This is a genomic window from Pseudomonas sp. ADAK2 (assembly GCF_012935755.1).
Classification (GTDB): Bacteria; Pseudomonadota; Gammaproteobacteria; order Pseudomonadales; family Pseudomonadaceae; genus Aquipseudomonas.
This window is the reverse complement of record NZ_CP052862.1, coordinates 853,604-871,453: the sequence shown is the minus strand read 5'-3', so window position 1 is coordinate 871,453 and position 17,850 is coordinate 853,604. Positions and strand designations below refer to the sequence as shown.

The 17,850-nt window shown below is 57.1% G+C and carries 14 protein-coding genes and 2 pseudogenes; 5 read left to right on the top strand and 11 right to left on the bottom strand.

Features of this window, described 5'->3' with window-relative positions; translation table 11 throughout:
• Positions 1-449 precede the first annotated feature (449 nt).
• Entirely contained in the window at positions 450-782 is a 333-nt protein-coding gene (locus HKK52_RS03940) for a hypothetical protein (protein WP_169369629.1), read from the top strand.
• Between the two features lie 251 nt (positions 783-1,033).
• Here the strand turns inward: HKK52_RS03940 and HKK52_RS03935 are convergent, their stop codons facing one another.
• On the bottom strand, positions 1,034-1,246 hold the full coding sequence (locus HKK52_RS03935) for a hypothetical protein (RefSeq protein ID WP_169369628.1): 213 nt from the start codon (positions 1,244-1,246) through the stop codon (positions 1,034-1,036).
• A gap of 18 nt (positions 1,247-1,264) precedes the next feature.
• Positions 1,265-2,272: a DNA-binding protein gene (locus HKK52_RS03930; protein WP_169369627.1), complete on the bottom strand. Its 1,008-nt coding sequence runs from the start codon at positions 2,270-2,272 to the stop codon at positions 1,265-1,267.
• 181 nt (positions 2,273-2,453) lie between these two features.
• On the opposite strand from HKK52_RS03930, the pseudogene HKK52_RS03925 reads away from it, so the two are divergent.
• Positions 2,454-3,332: pseudogene (locus HKK52_RS03925) on the top strand (site-specific integrase); the annotation flags it as partial.
• A 23-nt stretch (positions 3,333-3,355) separates the two neighbouring features.
• Positions 3,356-3,721, top strand: a pseudogene (locus tag HKK52_RS03920) (site-specific integrase); the annotation flags it as partial.
• Between the two features lie 272 nt (positions 3,722-3,993).
• On the opposite strand, the gene HKK52_RS03915 reads toward HKK52_RS03920, so the two are convergent.
• From HKK52_RS03915 to HKK52_RS03895, 5 genes are all read right to left on the bottom strand, one after another.
• Positions 3,994-4,404, bottom strand: coding sequence for an SRPBCC family protein (locus HKK52_RS03915; protein WP_169369625.1), 411 nt, complete (start codon positions 4,402-4,404; stop codon positions 3,994-3,996).
• A gap of 204 nt (positions 4,405-4,608) precedes the next feature.
• Entirely contained in the window at positions 4,609-5,994 is a 1,386-nt protein-coding gene (locus HKK52_RS03910) for an efflux transporter outer membrane subunit (protein WP_169369624.1), read from the bottom strand.
• Positions 5,991-9,149 carry an efflux RND transporter permease subunit gene (locus tag HKK52_RS03905; protein WP_169369623.1) on the bottom strand — a complete coding sequence of 1,053 codons (3,159 nt, stop codon included), beginning with the start codon at positions 9,147-9,149 and terminating at the stop codon, positions 5,991-5,993. The genes HKK52_RS03910 and HKK52_RS03905 overlap by 4 nt, the downstream gene beginning before the upstream one ends.
• 2 nt (positions 9,150-9,151) lie before the next feature.
• The gene (locus tag HKK52_RS03900; protein ID WP_169369622.1) at positions 9,152-10,285 is read right to left on the bottom strand and encodes an efflux RND transporter periplasmic adaptor subunit; all 1,134 of its coding nucleotides are present in this window, start codon (positions 10,283-10,285) and stop codon (positions 9,152-9,154) included.
• Between the two features lie 319 nt (positions 10,286-10,604).
• Positions 10,605-11,504 carry a LysR family transcriptional regulator gene (locus HKK52_RS03895; protein ID WP_169369621.1) on the bottom strand — a complete coding sequence of 300 codons (900 nt, stop codon included), beginning with the start codon at positions 11,502-11,504 and terminating at the stop codon, positions 10,605-10,607.
• 275 nt (positions 11,505-11,779) lie between these two features.
• Here HKK52_RS03895 and HKK52_RS03890 point away from each other — a divergent pair, with 275 nt between their 5' ends.
• Together HKK52_RS03890 and HKK52_RS03885 are read left to right on the top strand one after the other, a co-directional pair.
• Positions 11,780-12,901 carry an amidohydrolase family protein gene (locus tag HKK52_RS03890; protein ID WP_169369620.1) on the top strand — a complete coding sequence of 374 codons (1,122 nt, stop codon included), beginning with the start codon at positions 11,780-11,782 and terminating at the stop codon, positions 12,899-12,901.
• Positions 12,902-13,204: 303 nt separating this feature from the next.
• A complete protein-coding gene (locus HKK52_RS03885; protein ID WP_169369619.1) occupies positions 13,205-13,480 on the top strand; it encodes a DUF2790 domain-containing protein in 276 nt (91 codons plus the stop codon).
• A 154-nt stretch (positions 13,481-13,634) separates the two neighbouring features.
• On the opposite strand, the gene HKK52_RS03880 is transcribed toward HKK52_RS03885, so the two are convergent.
• From HKK52_RS03880 to HKK52_RS03865, 4 genes are all read right to left on the bottom strand, one after another.
• Entirely contained in the window at positions 13,635-14,771 is a 1,137-nt protein-coding gene (locus HKK52_RS03880; RefSeq protein WP_169369618.1) for an FAD binding domain-containing protein, read from the bottom strand.
• A gap of 51 nt (positions 14,772-14,822) precedes the next feature.
• The gene (locus tag HKK52_RS03875; RefSeq protein ID WP_169369617.1) at positions 14,823-15,935 is read right to left on the bottom strand and encodes an alkene reductase; all 1,113 of its coding nucleotides are present in this window, start codon (positions 15,933-15,935) and stop codon (positions 14,823-14,825) included.
• A 37-nt stretch (positions 15,936-15,972) separates the two neighbouring features.
• Entirely contained in the window at positions 15,973-16,617 is a 645-nt protein-coding gene (locus tag HKK52_RS03870) for a DsbA family oxidoreductase (RefSeq protein ID WP_169369616.1), read from the bottom strand.
• 111 nt (positions 16,618-16,728) lie between these two features.
• Positions 16,729-17,646 (bottom strand): LysR family transcriptional regulator, encoded by a 918-nt coding sequence (locus tag HKK52_RS03865; protein ID WP_169369615.1) that lies wholly within the window; start codon positions 17,644-17,646, stop codon positions 16,729-16,731.
• Positions 17,647-17,850 lie beyond the last annotated feature (204 nt).

The window sequence follows — 17,850 nt, the reverse complement described above, 5'->3', positions numbered from 1 at the left end:
AGCATACAGCTTGCGAGCCGACCTATTGAACCGTTCGATGCAGTAACATTGACGCCACAGTGTTTGCTTGGGGCGGTTGCAGCCCTTCCTGACAGGCACCTTTTCGACCCAGCGATAGCAGTGGCGACAGGCAAAAATTAGCCAATTTCTGCCTTTCTCGAATGTCTGTTTGGGTTGTGGTCCTTCGATTATGGAGGCTCCCCCTGAAGGAAAGTCTCGGGAGCGGCAAGTCGCGGCTGATATGAACACGTCAAAAGTTACGTGTGCTATCCGTCGCCCCAGTCAGCAGTGGTTCGGCCTCACGTAGCCGTATCGATAAATGGAGAACCTAAATCCTCCAGCCGTGGTTGCAAGGGATTAGACCTGAGCAGACGGGACTCTCGACTGGATAAATTCGCCATGCTGATAGAATCGCACTAGCAACTCATAACACCCCTCTGAGAATTGGCATGAATCCAGATTTAACTGAAGAAGAAATGCGCCGGGCGCTGTTCGGTGGTAGCGAGCAAGCTCCGCAATGCAGTGAGCCTCCAGTGCAAAAGCCTGTCTCGGATATCGTGATCACGCAGCCGGCGAAAGTGGCAGAGAAAAAGAAAGTCGCGAAAACATTTACACCCAGGCTGAGAGTCACGCTTCGAGTGGGCAATGAATTTGAAGGCGAGACGCACGAGATGGTCCATGAGGCCGATACGCTAAGTACCCTCCTAGCCGAGCAAGAAGCTACTAGGGCGGCCAAGAAAAAATTCCGATTTGTGAAAGTGGTTTCGATCAAGTCGATGTAAGAGAATTTTCGCGAGGCTTGCGGGCTGGGCGTGGAACGCCTTTCATTTGGTGGCCGACCCGAACGATCTCTCTAGTATGGGGGATCCAGGCCTGACGTCACTGGCGGAAATCGCCCCAGTACGGCCTGTCGCCGTCGCAATTTATGCCCAATTGCCATCGCTGATATGTGATGGTCGCTTACAGTTATAGCGCTGTGCAAGCGAACGCGGAATGTGTACTTAGTATGCAACTCAAAACAATACCTAGAAATTCACAGCGGCGTTTCTTTACCCTTAAACGCATCAAGACTCCCCCTGCTCATTTTGGGCGCCACCTTCTTCGCTTGAGACTTGAGTCGCCCGGCGCGCTTCAGTGGCCCCGAACAATCGTCCGAAAAAACCATCTGACTTAGGCGCTCATGCGCATATTTGAGGTCAAGAGTGCTTGCAACCGAACCGCGGCACACCGCGTCAAATGTGATCAATTTAACTCTCCTTTGGCCTTATCTCGTGGAGCTTTCATTGTCAGTGTGCGGATGACCCGCGGCTTGTCGTAGCTGAGTGAGCTCCGCTGAATAGTGCAACGACAACCTCGTGGCTTCGACCAATTGCGCACTTGCCCGTGAAAGGCCCTCCTCTAACCGCTTGGATTCCGCGCGCGACATACCGAGCTGTTCCTGAAGCGCTTCTTTCGCACCGTCAGCCTTGGCGACTGCTGTCTTCATGGTGGCAATCTCACCGGCCAATCGAACCGCCGCATCTTCATGCGTCGCCGCCGCTTTGGCCAGCTGCCGAGCCTCGCTCAGCAAGCGCTCGTTATCTCTGTTGAGTCGAGTCAGTTCGTCCTGCTTGAGCATCAACGTTTGCTGCAGCTGTCGCAGCTCAACCTGAACTTGTTGCACCTGCCCTTCGTGACGACGTTGCTCTTGGTCGCGCTGATCCTTTACGGCCGATCGGTAGTGCTCAAGTGCGTCACGAGCATGCGAGTGCTTTTCTTCCAGCGAGCGAATCTGCCCGTCTTTCTCATGCACCCGGACCTCTAGGTCAGCACAGCTTTGGCTCAAGCGAGCATTGCGGGTGAGCTCGGCTTGCAGGCTTGTCTGACAAATCTGCAACTCATCCGCTTGAAGCGCTAACGCTCCTTTCTGAGTATCCACCTCACGCTGAAATGAGGTGAGTTCGGCACTCAAGCCGTCGACCTTTTGCTCCAGCTCAATGCGCTGCTCGTCAAAACGCGCCTGGGCGTACGCAAGAGCTTCGCCGCCCTCCTCCGTCATTCGCTCTAACAGGCCGGCAACAAGCTCGGTCAATTCATCACTCAGCCGCTCTCTAGAGGCCCGCGGTCGAGGGTCAAAATCTTCTATTTCCTTCAAGTAGCGGTGAATAGTGGTCTTTGAGCCGGTATTTCCCAGCTCGATGCGCACGGCGTCGATGCTCGGGTTCTCGCCGCGAGCAAGCAGCGATTCCCGCGCTTTTTGGACAATCGCCTTGTTAATTCCGCCGCGTGCCATTTTTTTCTCCTACGATTTCGTACCGTTTTACATACCACGTATATACATAGCACTTTACCAACTAAAAAAGAACGATATGAAGTCGGTTCTTTGATAAAATAATGGAGCGTTATCGCATCATAGAGCTGGTTTTGGCCATTTCCGTCGCCGGAAAAGGTACGTTTCGCGTGGAGGGGTCGAGATGAACAAGGCAGATCGGTACCTGCAGGCCGGCACCCGGGAAAACACCCGGCGCAGCTACCGCACGGCAGTGGAGCACTTCGAAGTGACCTGGGGCGGGTTTCTGCCGGCGACGGGCGATGGCATCGTTCGCTACCTGGCCGAGTACGCGGATAAGCTCGCCATCAGCACGCTGAAGCAGCGCCTGGCCGCGTTGGCTCAGTGGCATATCACTCAGGGATTCCCTGATCCCACGAAGACGCCAACCGTTAAGCAGATGATCAAGGGCATACGGACGTTGCATCCAGCTCAGGAGAAACAGGCCGCCCCTCTCCTGCTACTTCACCTGGAACAAGCGGTAGGCTGGCTCGATCACGAGGCAGCCCTAGCAGCGGAGCGCTGCGCATTTGGAAGTGTGATCAGGCATCGACGAGACATCGCTCTAGTGCTGATTGGGTTCTGGCGGGGTTTCCGGGGTGACGAACTGGCTCGTCTGCAGGTTGAACACACTCAGGCAGAGTCCGGCGCCGGTATCACTTTCTATCTGCCTCATACGAAAGGCGATCGACAACACCTAGGAGCGACATTCCACACCCCTGCCCTAAAAAAGCTGTGTCCCGTTCAGGCTTACATCAACTGGATCACAGTGGCCGGCATTGCGCGCGGGCCGGTGTTCAGGAAGGTGGATCGTTGGGGTAACATCGCCGAGAGCGGCATCAACTCGAACAGCTTGATTCCCCTACTTCGACGTATTCTCAAGCAGTCAGGTGTCTCGGCTGAGCTTTATAGCAGTCACTCCATGCGCCGTGGATTTGCGACTTGGGCTTCAGCTAACGGCTGGGATATCAAAGGATTGATGAGTTATGTGGGGTGGAAGGATGTGAAGTCGGCGCTTCGGTATGTGGACGCGAGCACGTCCTTTGGAGGCATGGCGCTGACAAAAACCGCAAGGCCCTCTCCAGACGGCGTCACGACGACACGCTGGTCCTTGCCGACGGCCAGATGGGCGACTGGACGCCACATGACCTGCGCCGCACGAGCGCGACCATGATGCAAGCTTTGTGGGTCAGCCTGGACGTCGTCGATCGTTGCCAAAACCATGTGCTGGCCGGTTCCCGGGTAAGGCGCCACTACCTGCATCACGACTATGCCGAAGAGAAGAAACGTGCCTGGAACCTGTTGGGCGATCGGCTCAGTGCCGTGCTGTCTTCAACCTATGAGCATGCGCCAAACGAGTCGATGTTGTCTTTTCCAGCTTATGCGACGACAGAGACGCGGACACCCTCATAGGGCTGTTCCACCCAGAGCTCTCCGGAATTCAACATCCGCGACAACCCGTGTCGTGACCTTATAAAATTCACGATGAGCAAAGTGACAGGCTTACATTGGCGGAAAACAACTTCCCAAGCAATCTGGACAACCGATTCAAAAACCTGTCTGCGGAGCATGGCAACCTGTTCCATTTTCGATGACGAGACTGAGATTTAGCTGAGACAAATGTAGGTGGCTGATCGTAAATGCCAGCTTGGATGCAGGAAACGTGAGTGTGCTCTTGCTACTGCTCATACGAATTTGGCTTTGAGCGATTCGAGGGAGTCTTCATAGAAACCCAGGAAAATCGCCTCGGCTTCTTGGGTACTAACACCATTGGCGGTGAAATCTCCGGACCACTCAACAATCGACGCATTTTCACCATCAGGTAGTACGGTAAATATCGAAAAATAATCGGTAACCGGGAACGCCCCTTCGGTAATGGAATAGCTATAAGTGCGCCCTTGGTTATCGAAGTACTCGAGTCGCTCGACGATGATTTCACCACTTTCTAGACAGATGCTGCGTAAGCGCCCGCCTTCGCTAAGTTCGCTGGTTGTCACACCCGGCATCCAGTCAGGCAACGAATTGAATCCACCTGCCAAATCCCAGACCTTTTCCGTTGAAGCTGGTACATGTATTGATGCCGCTGCATTGGCCATGACTGTTCCTCATCAAAGTTGGATCGACAACAATTCATTCAAGCCGCTGCCTATGCCGCGTCGGTGTTGTTGCGCCTTGGTGCATCCATCTAGGGCATCCAATAAACCTGCACTTCGAGGACGCAGGCTTTACCGCTTTAACTCAGCGCTGACTCAGCGTCAGCGCTTTGTCCGTAACCGTGAGAGTGAGTTATCCGAAGGAGATCAGCCTTTCCACCCGCCTCCCAGCGCCTTGAACAAATCGATGGAAGCTACTCGCTCGGCTAACTGATCAGTGATCAATGCTTGCTGTGCAGCGAACAGCGTCCGTTGCGCATCCAGAAGAGTCAAAGAGCTGTCAATGCCTGTCAGGTAGCGACTTTCCGCGAGCCGATAGTATTTGGCACTCGCGGTGACCAACCCTTGTTGCGCCTCAATCTGCTGCCCAAAGGTCTCGGTTTCGGCCAGCCCATCGCTGACTTCTCTGAAGGCTGACTGGATAGCCTTTTCATAACGCGCCACTTGAATGTCCTTCTCGACTTGAGAGACATCCAGGCTCGCCTGCAAGCTGCCCGCATTGAAGATCGGCAGGCTGATCTGTGGAAAAAAGCTCCAGGCTCCCGACCCTCCGTTGAACAGCCCGGACAATGCCTCGCTGGAAGAACCGGCGCCTGCCGTCAGGCTGATTCGGGGAAAGAACGCAGCCCGCGCTGCGCCGATATTCGCATTAGCAGCCTTCAACAGTAATTCGGCTTCCAGTATGTCGGGTCGGCGACTGAGCAAATCCGAAGGCAACCCGACGGGAACCTCAGGCAAATATTGTCGCTCCCAATCACCGGCAATCAGGTCTGCCGGAAGTTCGCCTCCGATCAACAACACCAACAGGTTGTGGTCTTCGGCCACTTGCCTACGATACCGCGCCATCGAACCGCGAGCGCCTTGTACCAGAGTTTGTGACTGGCTCAACGCCAGGTCCGACGCCGTGCCCACTTCAGCGCTTCGCCGGGTCATCTGGTAGCTGTTTTCATAAGTGTCGAGTGTATCGCTTGTCAGTCGCTCCAGCGCCTGATCGGCCTGCAGGGTGAGCCAGGCGCTAGCAACGCTCGCAACCAACCCGATGTGGGCTGAGCGCTGAGCCTGTTCGCTGGCCAGATAACGCTGCAGCGCCTCTTGATCGAGGCTGCGCACACGGCCGAACAGGTCCAGCTCGTAGCTCACGTTCAGTCCGACCGAGTACTGACTCTCGATCGTGGCTTTATCATCAGGTGCCAGGTCTGCCGGAACGCGCTGACGACTGTCGCTTCCTGCTGCCGAGACGTCCGGCAACAGATCCGCGCGGCGAATGCGATATCGCGCCTGGTAGGCCTCGACGTTCAATGTGGCGACTCGGATATCCCTATTGTTGGCCAGTGCGGTCTCGATCAGGCGATGCAACGCCCGATCGGGAAAGAATTCGCGCCAATCGAGCGCAGCCGCACTCTCATCACGAGTCATGGGCGCCAATGGATAAACGGCCGGCACCGGAGCCTGTGGCTGCTGATACGCCGGAATCAGGGAGCAACCACTGAACAGCAGCGAAGCGAGTACTAGAAAGCTGAAAGGCTTGATCATGACATGACCTTCTCTTGAGCGGCCACGGCCGGAACGACGGACGATCGACGTGCGAAGAGTGACGACACCGAAACATAAAAAAGCGGTACCCAGAAGATGGCCAGGACGGTGGCGGTCAACATGCCGCCGATCACACCTGTGCCGATGGCGTGCTGACTGCCAGAGCCTGCGCCGGTAGAGATAGCCAACGGCACCACCCCAAGGATGAACGCCAGGGATGTCATGACAATCGGGCGCAAACGCAGGCGTGCCGCTTCAATCGCCGCTTGCGTGTAGCTCATACCCTGCTCATGCAATTCCTTGGCGAATTCCACAATGAGGATGGCGTTTTTCGCCGCCAGCCCTACCGTTGTCAGCAGGCCCACCTGGAAGAACACGTCGTTGGACAGACCGCGCAAAGTCGTCGCAAGCAAGGCACCGACAACACCCAGCGGCACCACCAGCATCACGGCCAACGGGATAGACCAGCTTTCGTACAAGGCCGCGAGACAGAGGAACACCACCAGCAGCGAGAGCGCGTACATGACCGGCGCTTGAGAACTGGACAGCTTTTCTTCATACGACAAACCTGTCCACGCCAGCGCGACCCCGGGCGGTAACTGAGCCGCGATGGCTTGTGCTTCAGCCATGGCATCACCCGTGCTGTAACCCGGTGCCGGGCTACCCAGTATTTCCTCCGCCGGCACGCCGTTGTAGCGCGCCAGTTTGGGAGAACCGAAGACCCACTCGCCAGATGCGAAAGCGGAGAACGGCACCATTTTCCCGGCGGCGTTGCGTACGTACCATTTGTCCAGATCTTCTGGGGACATGCGGGCGCTGGCCTGGCCCTGCACAAACACTTTTTTGACTCGGCCACGGTCGATGAAATCATTGACGTAGTTGCCGCCGAAGGCCACGGACAGGGTGGTGTTGATGTCTGTTTGTGAGACCCCTTGCGCCCTCGCCCGCCGGTCATCGATCTTCAACCGATACTGCGGCTCATCGTTAAGGCCGTTAAGCCGCACCGCCGTCAGCACTTTGCTTTCGGACGCCAGACGCAAGAACTGATTGCGCGCCTGCACCAGCACCTCGTGGCCGACGCCGGCCTGGTCTTGCAGGAATAAATCGAAGCCCGAAGCATTGCCCAGCTCGCGCACGGCAGGTGGCACTACGGCAAATACCATCGCATCGCGCATGCCTCTGTATTTCGCTTGTGCGCGCGCGGCCAACGCGAGCGCCGCATCCACAGGACCGCGCTGTCCCCAGGATTTGAGCAGCACAAAAGCCATGCCCGAGCTTTGCCCGCGTCCCGCGAAGTTGAATCCATTCACGGTAAACACGGCGTCTACCGCGTTGGCCTCACCGCCCTCCTCATGCGTGGCGAGCAAGTACTGACGCACACTGTCGAGTACTTTCTGCGTGCGCTCGGCACTGGACCCCGCCGGGGTCTGCACCTGAGTGAAAATCACGCCCTGGTCTTCATCAGGCAGAAACGCGGTGGGGATGCGGTTGAACAGCAGGACCATGCCCGTGACGATCAGCAGGTAAGCCAGAAATGCCGGCGCCTTGTGCCGCAGCATCCCGGCGACGCCACGCTCGTAGCATTGCACGCCGCGATCAAATCCACGATTGAATGCACGGAAGAAGCCGAGCCGTGCGAGCCCGTGTGAAGGGTCATGTGGCTTGAGCATCGTGGCGCACAAGGCAGGCGTGAACACCAACGCGGTCAGCACCGACAGGGCCATTGCCGAGACGATGGTGAGGGAAAACTGGCGATAGATGACGCCGGTTGAACCGTCGAAGAACGCCATCGGCAACAGCACCGCCGACAACACCATGGCGATGCCGACGAGCGCGCCCTGGATTTGTTTCATGGAGCGAATCGTGGCTTCTTTCGCCGACAAATGCTCCTCTCGCATAACGCGCTCCACGTTCTCGACCACAACGATGGCGTCATCCACCAGCAGACCGATGGCCAACACCATGCCGAACATCGACAGCGTGTTGATGGTGAAACCGGCGACCGCGAGGATGCCGAACGTACCCAGCAGTACGACGGGCACAGTCAGCGTGGTAATGATGGTGGCGCGGATGTTCTGCAGGAACAGCAGCATCACGAGGAACACCAGCACGATCGCCTCGCCCAAGGTATGGAACACGCCATGGATCGAGTCGCGCACAACGGGCGTGGTGTCGTAGGGGTAGACCACTTTCATGCCGCGAGGGAAAAACGGTTGCAGTTGATTGAGGGTGTCGTGGATCGCCTTGGTGGTGTCTAGCGCGTTAGCCCCGGGGGCGAGTTTGATGGCGATGCCGGATGCCGGCATCCCGTTGAACTGGGCGTTCACGCTGTAGGTTTCGCCACCCAGCGCGACCTCGGCCACATCGGCCAGGCGTACTTCGGAACCGTCGGGGTTGACCTTGAGCTGGATGTCCTTGAACTCATCCGCCGACTGCAAGCGGGTTTTGCCAATGATGGTGGCATTGAGTTGTTGGCCCGGCAGTGCTGGCAGGCCGCCGATCTGACCGGACGACACTTGCACGTTTTGGGCTTGTATCGCACTTTTCACATCGACGGGCGTCAGACCGAAACTGACCAGCTTCGAAGGATCAAGCCAGATCCGCATGGAGTACTGCGCGCCAAACACCTGGAAGTCGCCGACGCCAGAAGTGCGCGACAGCGGATCCTGCATGTTGGAAACCACGTAGTTGGCCAAGTCTTCGCGGGACATGCTGCCGTCTTCGGAGACAACGCCAATGACGATCAGGAAATTCTTGACCGCTTTGGTCACCCTGATGCCCTGCTGCTGCACTTCCTGCGGCAACAGTGGCGTGGCCAGGTTCAGCTTGTTCTGAACCTGAACCTGGGCGATGTCGGGGTTCGTCCCCTGGTTGAACGTAACCGTGATCGCCATGGTGCCGTCGGAGTTGCTTTCCGAGCTGACGTAGCGAAGGTTGTCGATGCCGTTGAGCTGTTGCTCGATGACCTGGACCACGGTGTCTTGCACAGTCTGGGCCGATGCCCCTGGGTAGGTCACCTGAATCGAGATCGCTGGTGGAGCGATATCAGGGTATTGGTTGACAGGCAGCTTGAGGATTGCCAGCCCGCCGGCCAGCATGACAATCAATGCGAGTACCCAGGCAAAAATGGGCCGATCGATAAAGAACTTGGACATACTCAGTTCCCCCCAGCCACGGCACCGGCCAACGCCGGCGCCACGATTTGAGCGGCGGTCACGGTGACCTTCATGCCCGGCTTGACGAACTGCAACCCCTCAGTGATCAAGCGATCTCCCGCCTCGAGGCCATGCTCTACCAGCCATTGGTTGCCCACAGTGCGATTGGCCGTCAGGGGACGCTGTTCCACGATCCCGTCAGCGCTGACCACCAGTGCGCTGGGATTGCCCTTCAGGTCGCGAGTCACCCCTTGTTGCGGAGCGAGGATGGCGGCCTGCCGCACACCGTTCTGGAGTTTCGCCCGAACAAACATGCCCGGTAGAAGCAGATGTTCGGGGTTGGGAAACACCGCGCGCAGGGTCACCGAACCCGTAGAGGGATCGACTGACACCTCAGAAAACTTCAGGCGCCCAGGCAGTCCGTACGCGCTGCCGTTTTCCAGCGCGAGGGTCACCACAGCGGCGTCCGCACCCGCGTTCTCCAGGCGACCTTGCTTGAGGTCGTCACGCAACTTGAGCAGGTTCGCAGAGGACTCGGTGATATCGACGTAGATCGGGTCGAGCTGCTGAATGGACGCCATGGCTCCCGTTTGACCGTTGTTCACCAGCGCCCCTTCGGTCACGCTGGAGCGTCCGATGCGGCCGGCAATCGGCGCGAGCACACGGGTATAACGCAGGTTGATCTCGGCACGCTTCAGATCAGCCTCCGCCGTCAGTTGTCGCGCCTGCGCATCCTCGAACTCTTGGCGGCTCACGGCTCTTTCTCCGATCAGCTGTCGATAGCGATCTGCGAGGGAACGGGCTTGTTGAAACGAGGCGCGGGCACGAGCCACGTCTGCTTCGTATGGCGATGGATCAATGCGGTACAACGCTTGTCCGGGTTTGACCTCGCTTCCTTCGTCGAACAAGCGCTGCTGAATGATTCCGTCCACTTGTGGCCGAACTTCCGCGACGCGAAAAGGTGCGGTACGCCCCGGCAGTTCGCTTTGCACGGTGTAAGTCTGCGATTGAAGCGTAACGACTCCAACCTGGGGCGGTTTGACGTCTTGCACGGGCGCCTCTTGCTTGCAGCCCGCCAGCACGATCGACAGCGCCAGAGCGGAGACGATCAAGGGAACCGTCTGTGTAGGTTTCATGGGGCATTCCTCATACTTTCGCCAGGCGATAGCGAGCCGTAGCCGGCCGAATCGGGGCGAGTTCTAAACGAAAGTTTTTGTCAGTGGCCGCGGGATGCTGCTTTGACGACCGGGGTCAGTTGATGGGTGCCACTGTACGAACACGAGCACGCGGGGAGAATCGCTGCCCTGTGCAAGGCTTCATTGCGCATTCGGCAATGCTGCTTTTGTCCGAACGGGCAATCAGAGCGACCGACCGCGCGCCGCGCTTGTATTGGCCGGCAGTCAATTCGATCAAAAGCGACGCGCAACGCGGTCTTGCCTGATGCACAGGACGTGCTTAAGGCGCGAGAATTTCCTGAAGAAACTCGATGAATACATTGATACGACTGGAACCACGATGGTTGGGCAGATACAGCGCATTGATGCAGGTGCTTGCACTGCCTGGGTTGACTTCATATTGCTCCAGCACTCGCGTCAGCCGACCTGCACTGACATCCTCACTTACCAGCCAATCGGCCAATAGCGTCACACCGCCACCGGCCAAGGCGGCCTCGCGCAGAATATCGGCATTGTTGCTTTGCAGCCGTCCCTGCACATTCAAGCGGATGACGTCCTCATCTCCCTGGAATGTCCAATTGTGGTGGCCCGTGCGGTAATCGAAACGCAAGCACTGATGTTCCAGCAGGTCGCGAGGGTGTCGGGGCAGTCCGGTTCGAGTCAGATATTCGGGACTCGCCACCACCCAACGCTGGAAATCGCCCAGCCGCTTGCTGACGATGTCATCACTGACAACCGATGAACCGAGACGTACTGACACATCGATTTGTTCGCTGAGCAGGTCACTGACCTCGTCACTCAGCGAGAGACTGATTTCCAGACCGGAATGGCGTTCAAGCAACCGCCCCAAGTGCGGGGCGATGATTCGCCGGCCGAATTCCACCGGGACGCTGACCCGTAAACGCCCCTGAGCTTCGCTGCCACGGTCGGCAACGACCGCATCCGCTTCATCGATGGCCTCGAGGATCGCCACGGCTTTATCGAAATAGTGCTGCCCCGCCACCGTGACGCTCGTATTGCGCGTGGTGCGATTGAGCAGGCTGGCGCCCAACTCACTTTCCAGCCCCGCAACTTGCCGCGTCACTGACGACGTGGAGATCCCGAGCTTACGCGCCGCAGACGAGTAGCCCCCACAGCGTACCGTTTCGACAAACATTTTCAGCGCCAGCAACTTATCCATGAACGGATTCCAAGATCGAAAGGTAAAGGTAGCGACTGTGCATGACCAGGCATTGGGAGTCTTGCATGGCTGTGCTCAGTGGCCGGATTGATAAAAGAGGCTTGCGACCTTACAATTGATCAGATGATAATCAAAAATCATCAAATGATCGATTGATCAATAGAGCATTTCGGAGCAGGTACATGCCCACGGCGGAAACCAGTCGCTTAGTGGCCGCGCAAGCAACCAGGCACGCACCTGAACTCGCTACGACAACAATAAAAAGGAGATCAACGATGCAATGCCCCTGCTGTCTTTCAAAGACCCGCCGCCAACTGCTGGGCATCATGGCAGCTACCGCGGGTGGCCTGCTGGTTACTCGTCTATCACCCTCCTCAGCGGCACCGATCAAGAAAGACGCCTACGTCCCGGTGCGATCGGTGGACATCCACGCGCATTACTACCCTGAAGAGTTCTTACACCTCTTGGGAAGTGAAGGCAAAGCGTTCGGTGGAAGCTATACCCGCCAGGAAACGACGTTCAGCTTCGCCACCCCGGCCGGTGGATTAGGCCCCCTGCCCTTGAAATTTATTGATGTGCAGGCGCGCTTGCTCGACATGGACCACTCCGGCGTCGATGTTCAGGCGTTGTCCCTTAGCGTGCCGATGGTGTACTGGGCAGATCGACAACTCAATGCCCGCCTGGCACGTGCCTGGAACGATGCCGCATCGACAGTGCATCGCCAACACCCGCAACGTTTTGTGGTGCTGGCCACGTTGCCGATGCTAGAGGCTGACGATGCAATTGCCGAGTTGGAACGCGCAGCCGAATTGCCTGGGGTTCGGGGGGTGTACATGGGTACCAACATCAACGGCCTGGACCTGGACAATCCGCGTTTCGCGCCAATCTTTGCCCGCATAGAACAGCTGGGACTCCCGGTATTCCTGCACCCGCAACAAACGGTCGGCGGCACCCGCCTGAGCAATTACTACTTGAGCAATTTGCTGGGCAACCCGTTCGATACCGCTATCGCCGCGTCACACCTGATCCTCGGCGGAGTATTGGATCAATACCCACAACTGCATGTGTCATTGCCTCACGCCGGTGGTGCTTTGCCAATTCTCGTGGGACGTCTCGATGCCGGGTGGACCTCACGTCCTGAGACACGGCGCCTGGCCCAAAAGCCGAGCAGCTACTTGACGCGATTCAGCTACGACACCGTGTCGCATTCCGGTCCGGTGCTGGACTATTTGATCGCGAACGTCGGTATCGACCATCTGGTACTGGGCAGCGACTACTGCTTCGACATGGGCTATGAACAGCCGGTGCGTTTTGTCGAAAGCGTAGGCTTGGGTCCGCGCGAGAAAGCGGCAGTACTCGGCGCCAACGCGGCCAGGATCCTGAAACTCCCCGTATAGCGTTTACGAAACTCTCGATTTCCCTTTGGCCGGTCTGACCGGCCTTTTTTTGCGTGCCGTTCAAGGAATCATCGAATCGCCTCAGTCGTTACGCCCGACAACATAGCCCGATTGATCGACCCAAGTTAGTTAAATACTAATTAAAAGATTTCTCATTGAGCGAACATGGAGAAACATCACTTTCGTCAATGTCCAGTATCCAGTCTGAGTATTTTTATAAATAAGCTGGCGCCACCATAATTCGTTCCAGAAGCAAACAAAGAGATATTGCTTCCTCTCTTACTCTTACTGGAAGATACCCTGATGAAATATGCAATGCTCGCCTCACTCATGATGTTTAGCGTTTACGCTTCAGCCCATGATGGCGCCCACAGCACTGCCTCTGCCCCTGAACCTGAGCAGTACAACTATTCCGAATCCGAACGTCTGGATATCGCCAAGGTCATCGACATCACTACGGTCGAAGACACTCAGAACGCTTGTGGCCCAGTGGACGCACACATGGTGTACGTCGATCACAAGGGTACAACGCACGACCTGCAATACAAGATACTGGGTGGTGCCTGCCAGAATGGTTAATGCTTCAATGTTTACAGATGTCAAAAAGAGGAGATAGCTTCGATCTGAAGCTAATCTCCTCTTTTTATATTCAGCCTAGAAAAACCGCACTAACTCCACGGTTATATCCCGCTTGATCCCGCCAATAAATCCGGTGTGAGCCGCACTATCAGGTTTACGCGATGCCCATTATCCGATTGCCCATACTGACTCCCCAATCCCCCATGCGTTTGCCTTCTGCAAGCTGCTGTTGCTGCCAGGCCAACAGGGCGTTATCGAGGTCGCCGATGTCGTCGATTGCTTGCGCCAGGGACAGTGCATTGCGGGCTGCTTTGGCCGTGCTTCCGGCGGTATGAGGACGCGGCACAAAAGCGGCGTCGCCAGTCAACAGCACACGGCCAAACACCATTTGCGGGACTTTGAGATCGAGGATCGCCTGCACAAAAATATCCCTGGTCTGGCGAATCAGTTCCCGAAAGGCCGGATTCGCCTGCCGCTCACCCATTTCCCGGATATAAGCATCCTGACCAGTGGCCAAGGCCCCGGGTGGAATGGAATGACTACGCCGATGGCCATCACTGTCAGTGAGCACAGCGTCCAGTTCCGCCCCTTGTGCAGCTTTCAAATACCACAGCCAATTGAACCGACGCTCGCCAGGATTCACAGAGCCACTCATGCTCGGCACCATGTATTCCAGCATCAGCGATTCAGGGTCTTGTTGAAAAACAAAGTCCTCGTAAAGCTGCACTTTGGCGAAGTCTGGAAGTTGCTCTTCATCGACCAGCCCGCGCCACACCACATACCCCGAATAGCTGGGCACTGTTCCAGGCAACACCACGCTTCGCACGGTTGAACTCGCGCCATCAGCGCCAATCAGCAGGTCTGCCTCGGCACTGCTGCCATCGGCGAAAATCGCAGTCACTCGGTGCTCATTCTGAGTCAGATCCACCAGCGTCACGCCACGGTGATAATGCTCGGCGGGAAATGCAGAAAACAATGAGCTGTACAGTGTGTTCCAGGACGTCTGGGTTTGCGGCATCGGCTCTTTATGCACGACGCTACCAGCTCGATCCAGATAGAGACGATCATGGGACCGGACGCCGAGCGCACCTGCCGGATGGATGCCCGCATAACGAAAATGGTGCAGGACCTCCGCTTGCAGAACGATGCCCCCGCCACGACTGTCCATCGCCGCAGGGGATCGCTCGTAAATATCGACCTGCCAACCAATCGCGCGTAACGCCGTGGCGGCGAACAGCCCTCCCAGGGAACCACCAATGACCAAGGCCTTCGGAACGCCTGAACTCTTCATTACCTTCCTCCTGGTTGCACGGTGATTTCCCAGCTGCGGTTTACCGTTGCGTTATGCCAACACCGGATAGTCGATGTACCCCTTGGCGTCGCCGCCAAAAAAGCTGTTGCCGTCAGCCACGTTGAGTTCGTTGCGACCGCGCAAGCGAGCCGGCAAGTCGGGGTTGGCAATGAACGGGCGACCAAAAGCGATCAGGTCTGCACGGCCCTGCGCAATGGCCTGTTCGGCCGTTTCGCCGGAGTAGCCACCCGCCAACATCAGAACGCCGTGGAAGTCAGTACGCAGTTGCTTGATGATCGCGTCCCAGCGTGGATCGTTACTTTCATCGAGCACTGTGCCGACCATCATCGGTTCTACCAGGTGCAGGTAAGCGAGATTCCAGCCATTGAGCCGGGATGCGATGTAGCCAAAGGTTTGTTCCGGGGTGTCATCGCCCATTCCCATGAAACGTCCCATCGGTGTCAGGCGGACAGCTACGTATTCGGCACCTACTTCCGCGGTCACGGCTTCCACGACTTCAAGTAGCAACCGCGCACGGTTTTCGATACTTCCCCCGTAGCGATCACTTCGCTGATTGCTGGCGCTGTTGATGAATTGGTCGAGCAGGTAGCCATTGCCCGCGTGAATTTCCACACCATCCATACCGGCCAGAATCGCGTTGCGAGCGGCCTTGCGGAAGTCGGCAACGATCGCTTCGATCCCTGGAATGTCCAGCTCTTGAGGGACAGGTACATCACCCCATACGCCCTCGCCCTCTTCATTCAGGATGAAGGTCTTGCCGGGCACTGGCTGCGCGGTCGGTGCCACCGGCAAGCCGCCACTAGGCTGGAACACCGGGTGCGACACTCGCCCCACATGCCAGAGCTGCAGGAAAATGCGCCCGCCTTCTGCGTGCACGGCCTCGCTGACAGCCTTCCAGCCCTGAATCTGCTCGTCGCTATGGATGCCGGGCGTCCAGGCGTAACCCTGGCCCTGCTGTGAAATCTGCGTAGCCTCGGTAATGATCAACGCCGCACTGGCACGCTGACGGTAGTACTCGACGTTCATCGATGTCGGTACGTTGCCAGGTTGCCCCGCCCGCGAACGAGTCAGAGGCGCCATGGCGACACGGTGATCGAGGTTGAATTGACCGAGTTTGATAGGGCTGAACAAGTGATGAGTCATGATGATTTCCTGAATGGATAGGGATTGAAAAAACGCCTTAGGCGGCTTGGCTTCGTTTCAGTATCTGGATCATTATTTCGATGGGCTGGGCGCCACTGATCACGTCATCTTCGATCTGAATACTCGGCACCGAGCGCACACCGGACGCCTTGGTTTTGGCTTCGAGCTTCAAGACTTCCGCCGTGCCTTCATCGGCCTTGAGAAAGTCGACAATGACCTCTCGGCCCAGCCCGGTTTCGGCAGCGATGTCGGCCAGCACAGTGAGGTCGCCGATATCCCGCCCTTCGCAGAAGTACGCCTTGAAAATGGCCTTGACCAGCAAGGAAGCGTCTCGACCCGCCTGTTGCTCGCGCCATACCAACCGATGCGCGGCCAGGGTGTTGGGCGTTTTTTCGACTCGCCCATAATCAAACTCAAGGCCGACGGCCTTACCGGCGTGGGTGACCTGTGCGTCCATGGCCTGGCTACGCGCCCAACTGCCGAACTTGCCAGAGCGATAGGCTTTGCGATCCATGCCTCGAACAGGCATGTCGGGGTTTAACTGATAAGGCAGGAAACTGATTGGGCGGTCCGTTGAAAAACCCGAAGCGGCCAGCGCGCGCTCAAGATTTTCTTCACCGATCCAGCACCATGGGCAGATGAAGTCGTAAGTCACCTGAATTTTGGATGCGTGCAAACTCATGACGGTCTCCGTGGTTGAATTTTTCACCCCCCCAAGGTAGGTGCCGGAGCGCCGTCAGAGAATCCACCCGTTGCACAACGTTGCTTTTCGCAAAACGCAACGATGAGCCCATCACGCCTTTGATTGGCTTTGCGACTTGAGTAATTGGGTGAGGAAATCAATGAACGCATTGACACGTTTCGAGCCGCGATGATTGGGCAGGTACAAGGCCGAGATCGCTGAACTGGCACTGTTCGGATTGACGACAAAAGAGTCGAACAAGGACGTGAGTCGACCACTGTCGATGTCATCATTGACCAACCAATCGGGTAACAGCGCCACCCCGCACCCGGCCAGCACCACTTCGCGCAGGACCTCGGCATTGTTGCTCTTGAATGGCCCTTCGACGGGCACGCGCAGCTCTTGGCCCTGCTCTGTAAATGTCCAGAACTGCTGTGGCGCGCCATAGTTGAAGCACATGCACTCGTGTTGCATGAGGTCCATGGGCCGGTCGGGAAACCCACGAGCTTTCAGGTACCCGGCGCTGGCGACTACGCGACGGCGAAAGCTGCCGATGCAGCGGCTGACCACCGTTTCCATCGCCGCTGGCGACCCCATCCGGATCGATAGATCGATGCGTTCGCCGAGCAAATCGACGATGTCGTCCGATAGCGTCATATCCAGTACGAGCAGGGGATAGCGCGCTAAAAGCGCGCCGATATGAGGGGCAATAAGACGCTGTCCAAATGCCACGGGCACTGAGATACGCAACTGTCCCGCAGGCACTTCACCGCGGTCCGAGACTGACTCGTCGGCGTCAGCCATGGCGCTCAGAATATCCCGACTTTTCAGGTAGTACACACCACCGGCATCGGTCAACGTGACTTGCCGGGTAGAGCGATTCAGCAGTACGGCACCCAGGTCATCCTCAAGCCTGTCGATCATTCTGGTCACTGAAGAGGTCGCCAGATTAAGTTGCCTGGCGGCAGACGAAAAGCCCTTGGAATCTACTGACTGGATGAACATTTTCAGTGCGAGCAGCTTGTCCATGAAACCCCTTCCGTCATTACGTTCCTTGAGCGCGTATCTTTGGACATGGGCGCACCCTGCGCGAGTTAACGGTTGTTAATTCTGCCTCCGTTGCGCCTGGCGCAATGTAGCGTTGCGCATTGATGGGGTACTCCATCACAAGCGCCCTCTCTAAGCTCACGACATGGAAAATCGCCGTACGCCAATCGCACGCGGTGGATTGAA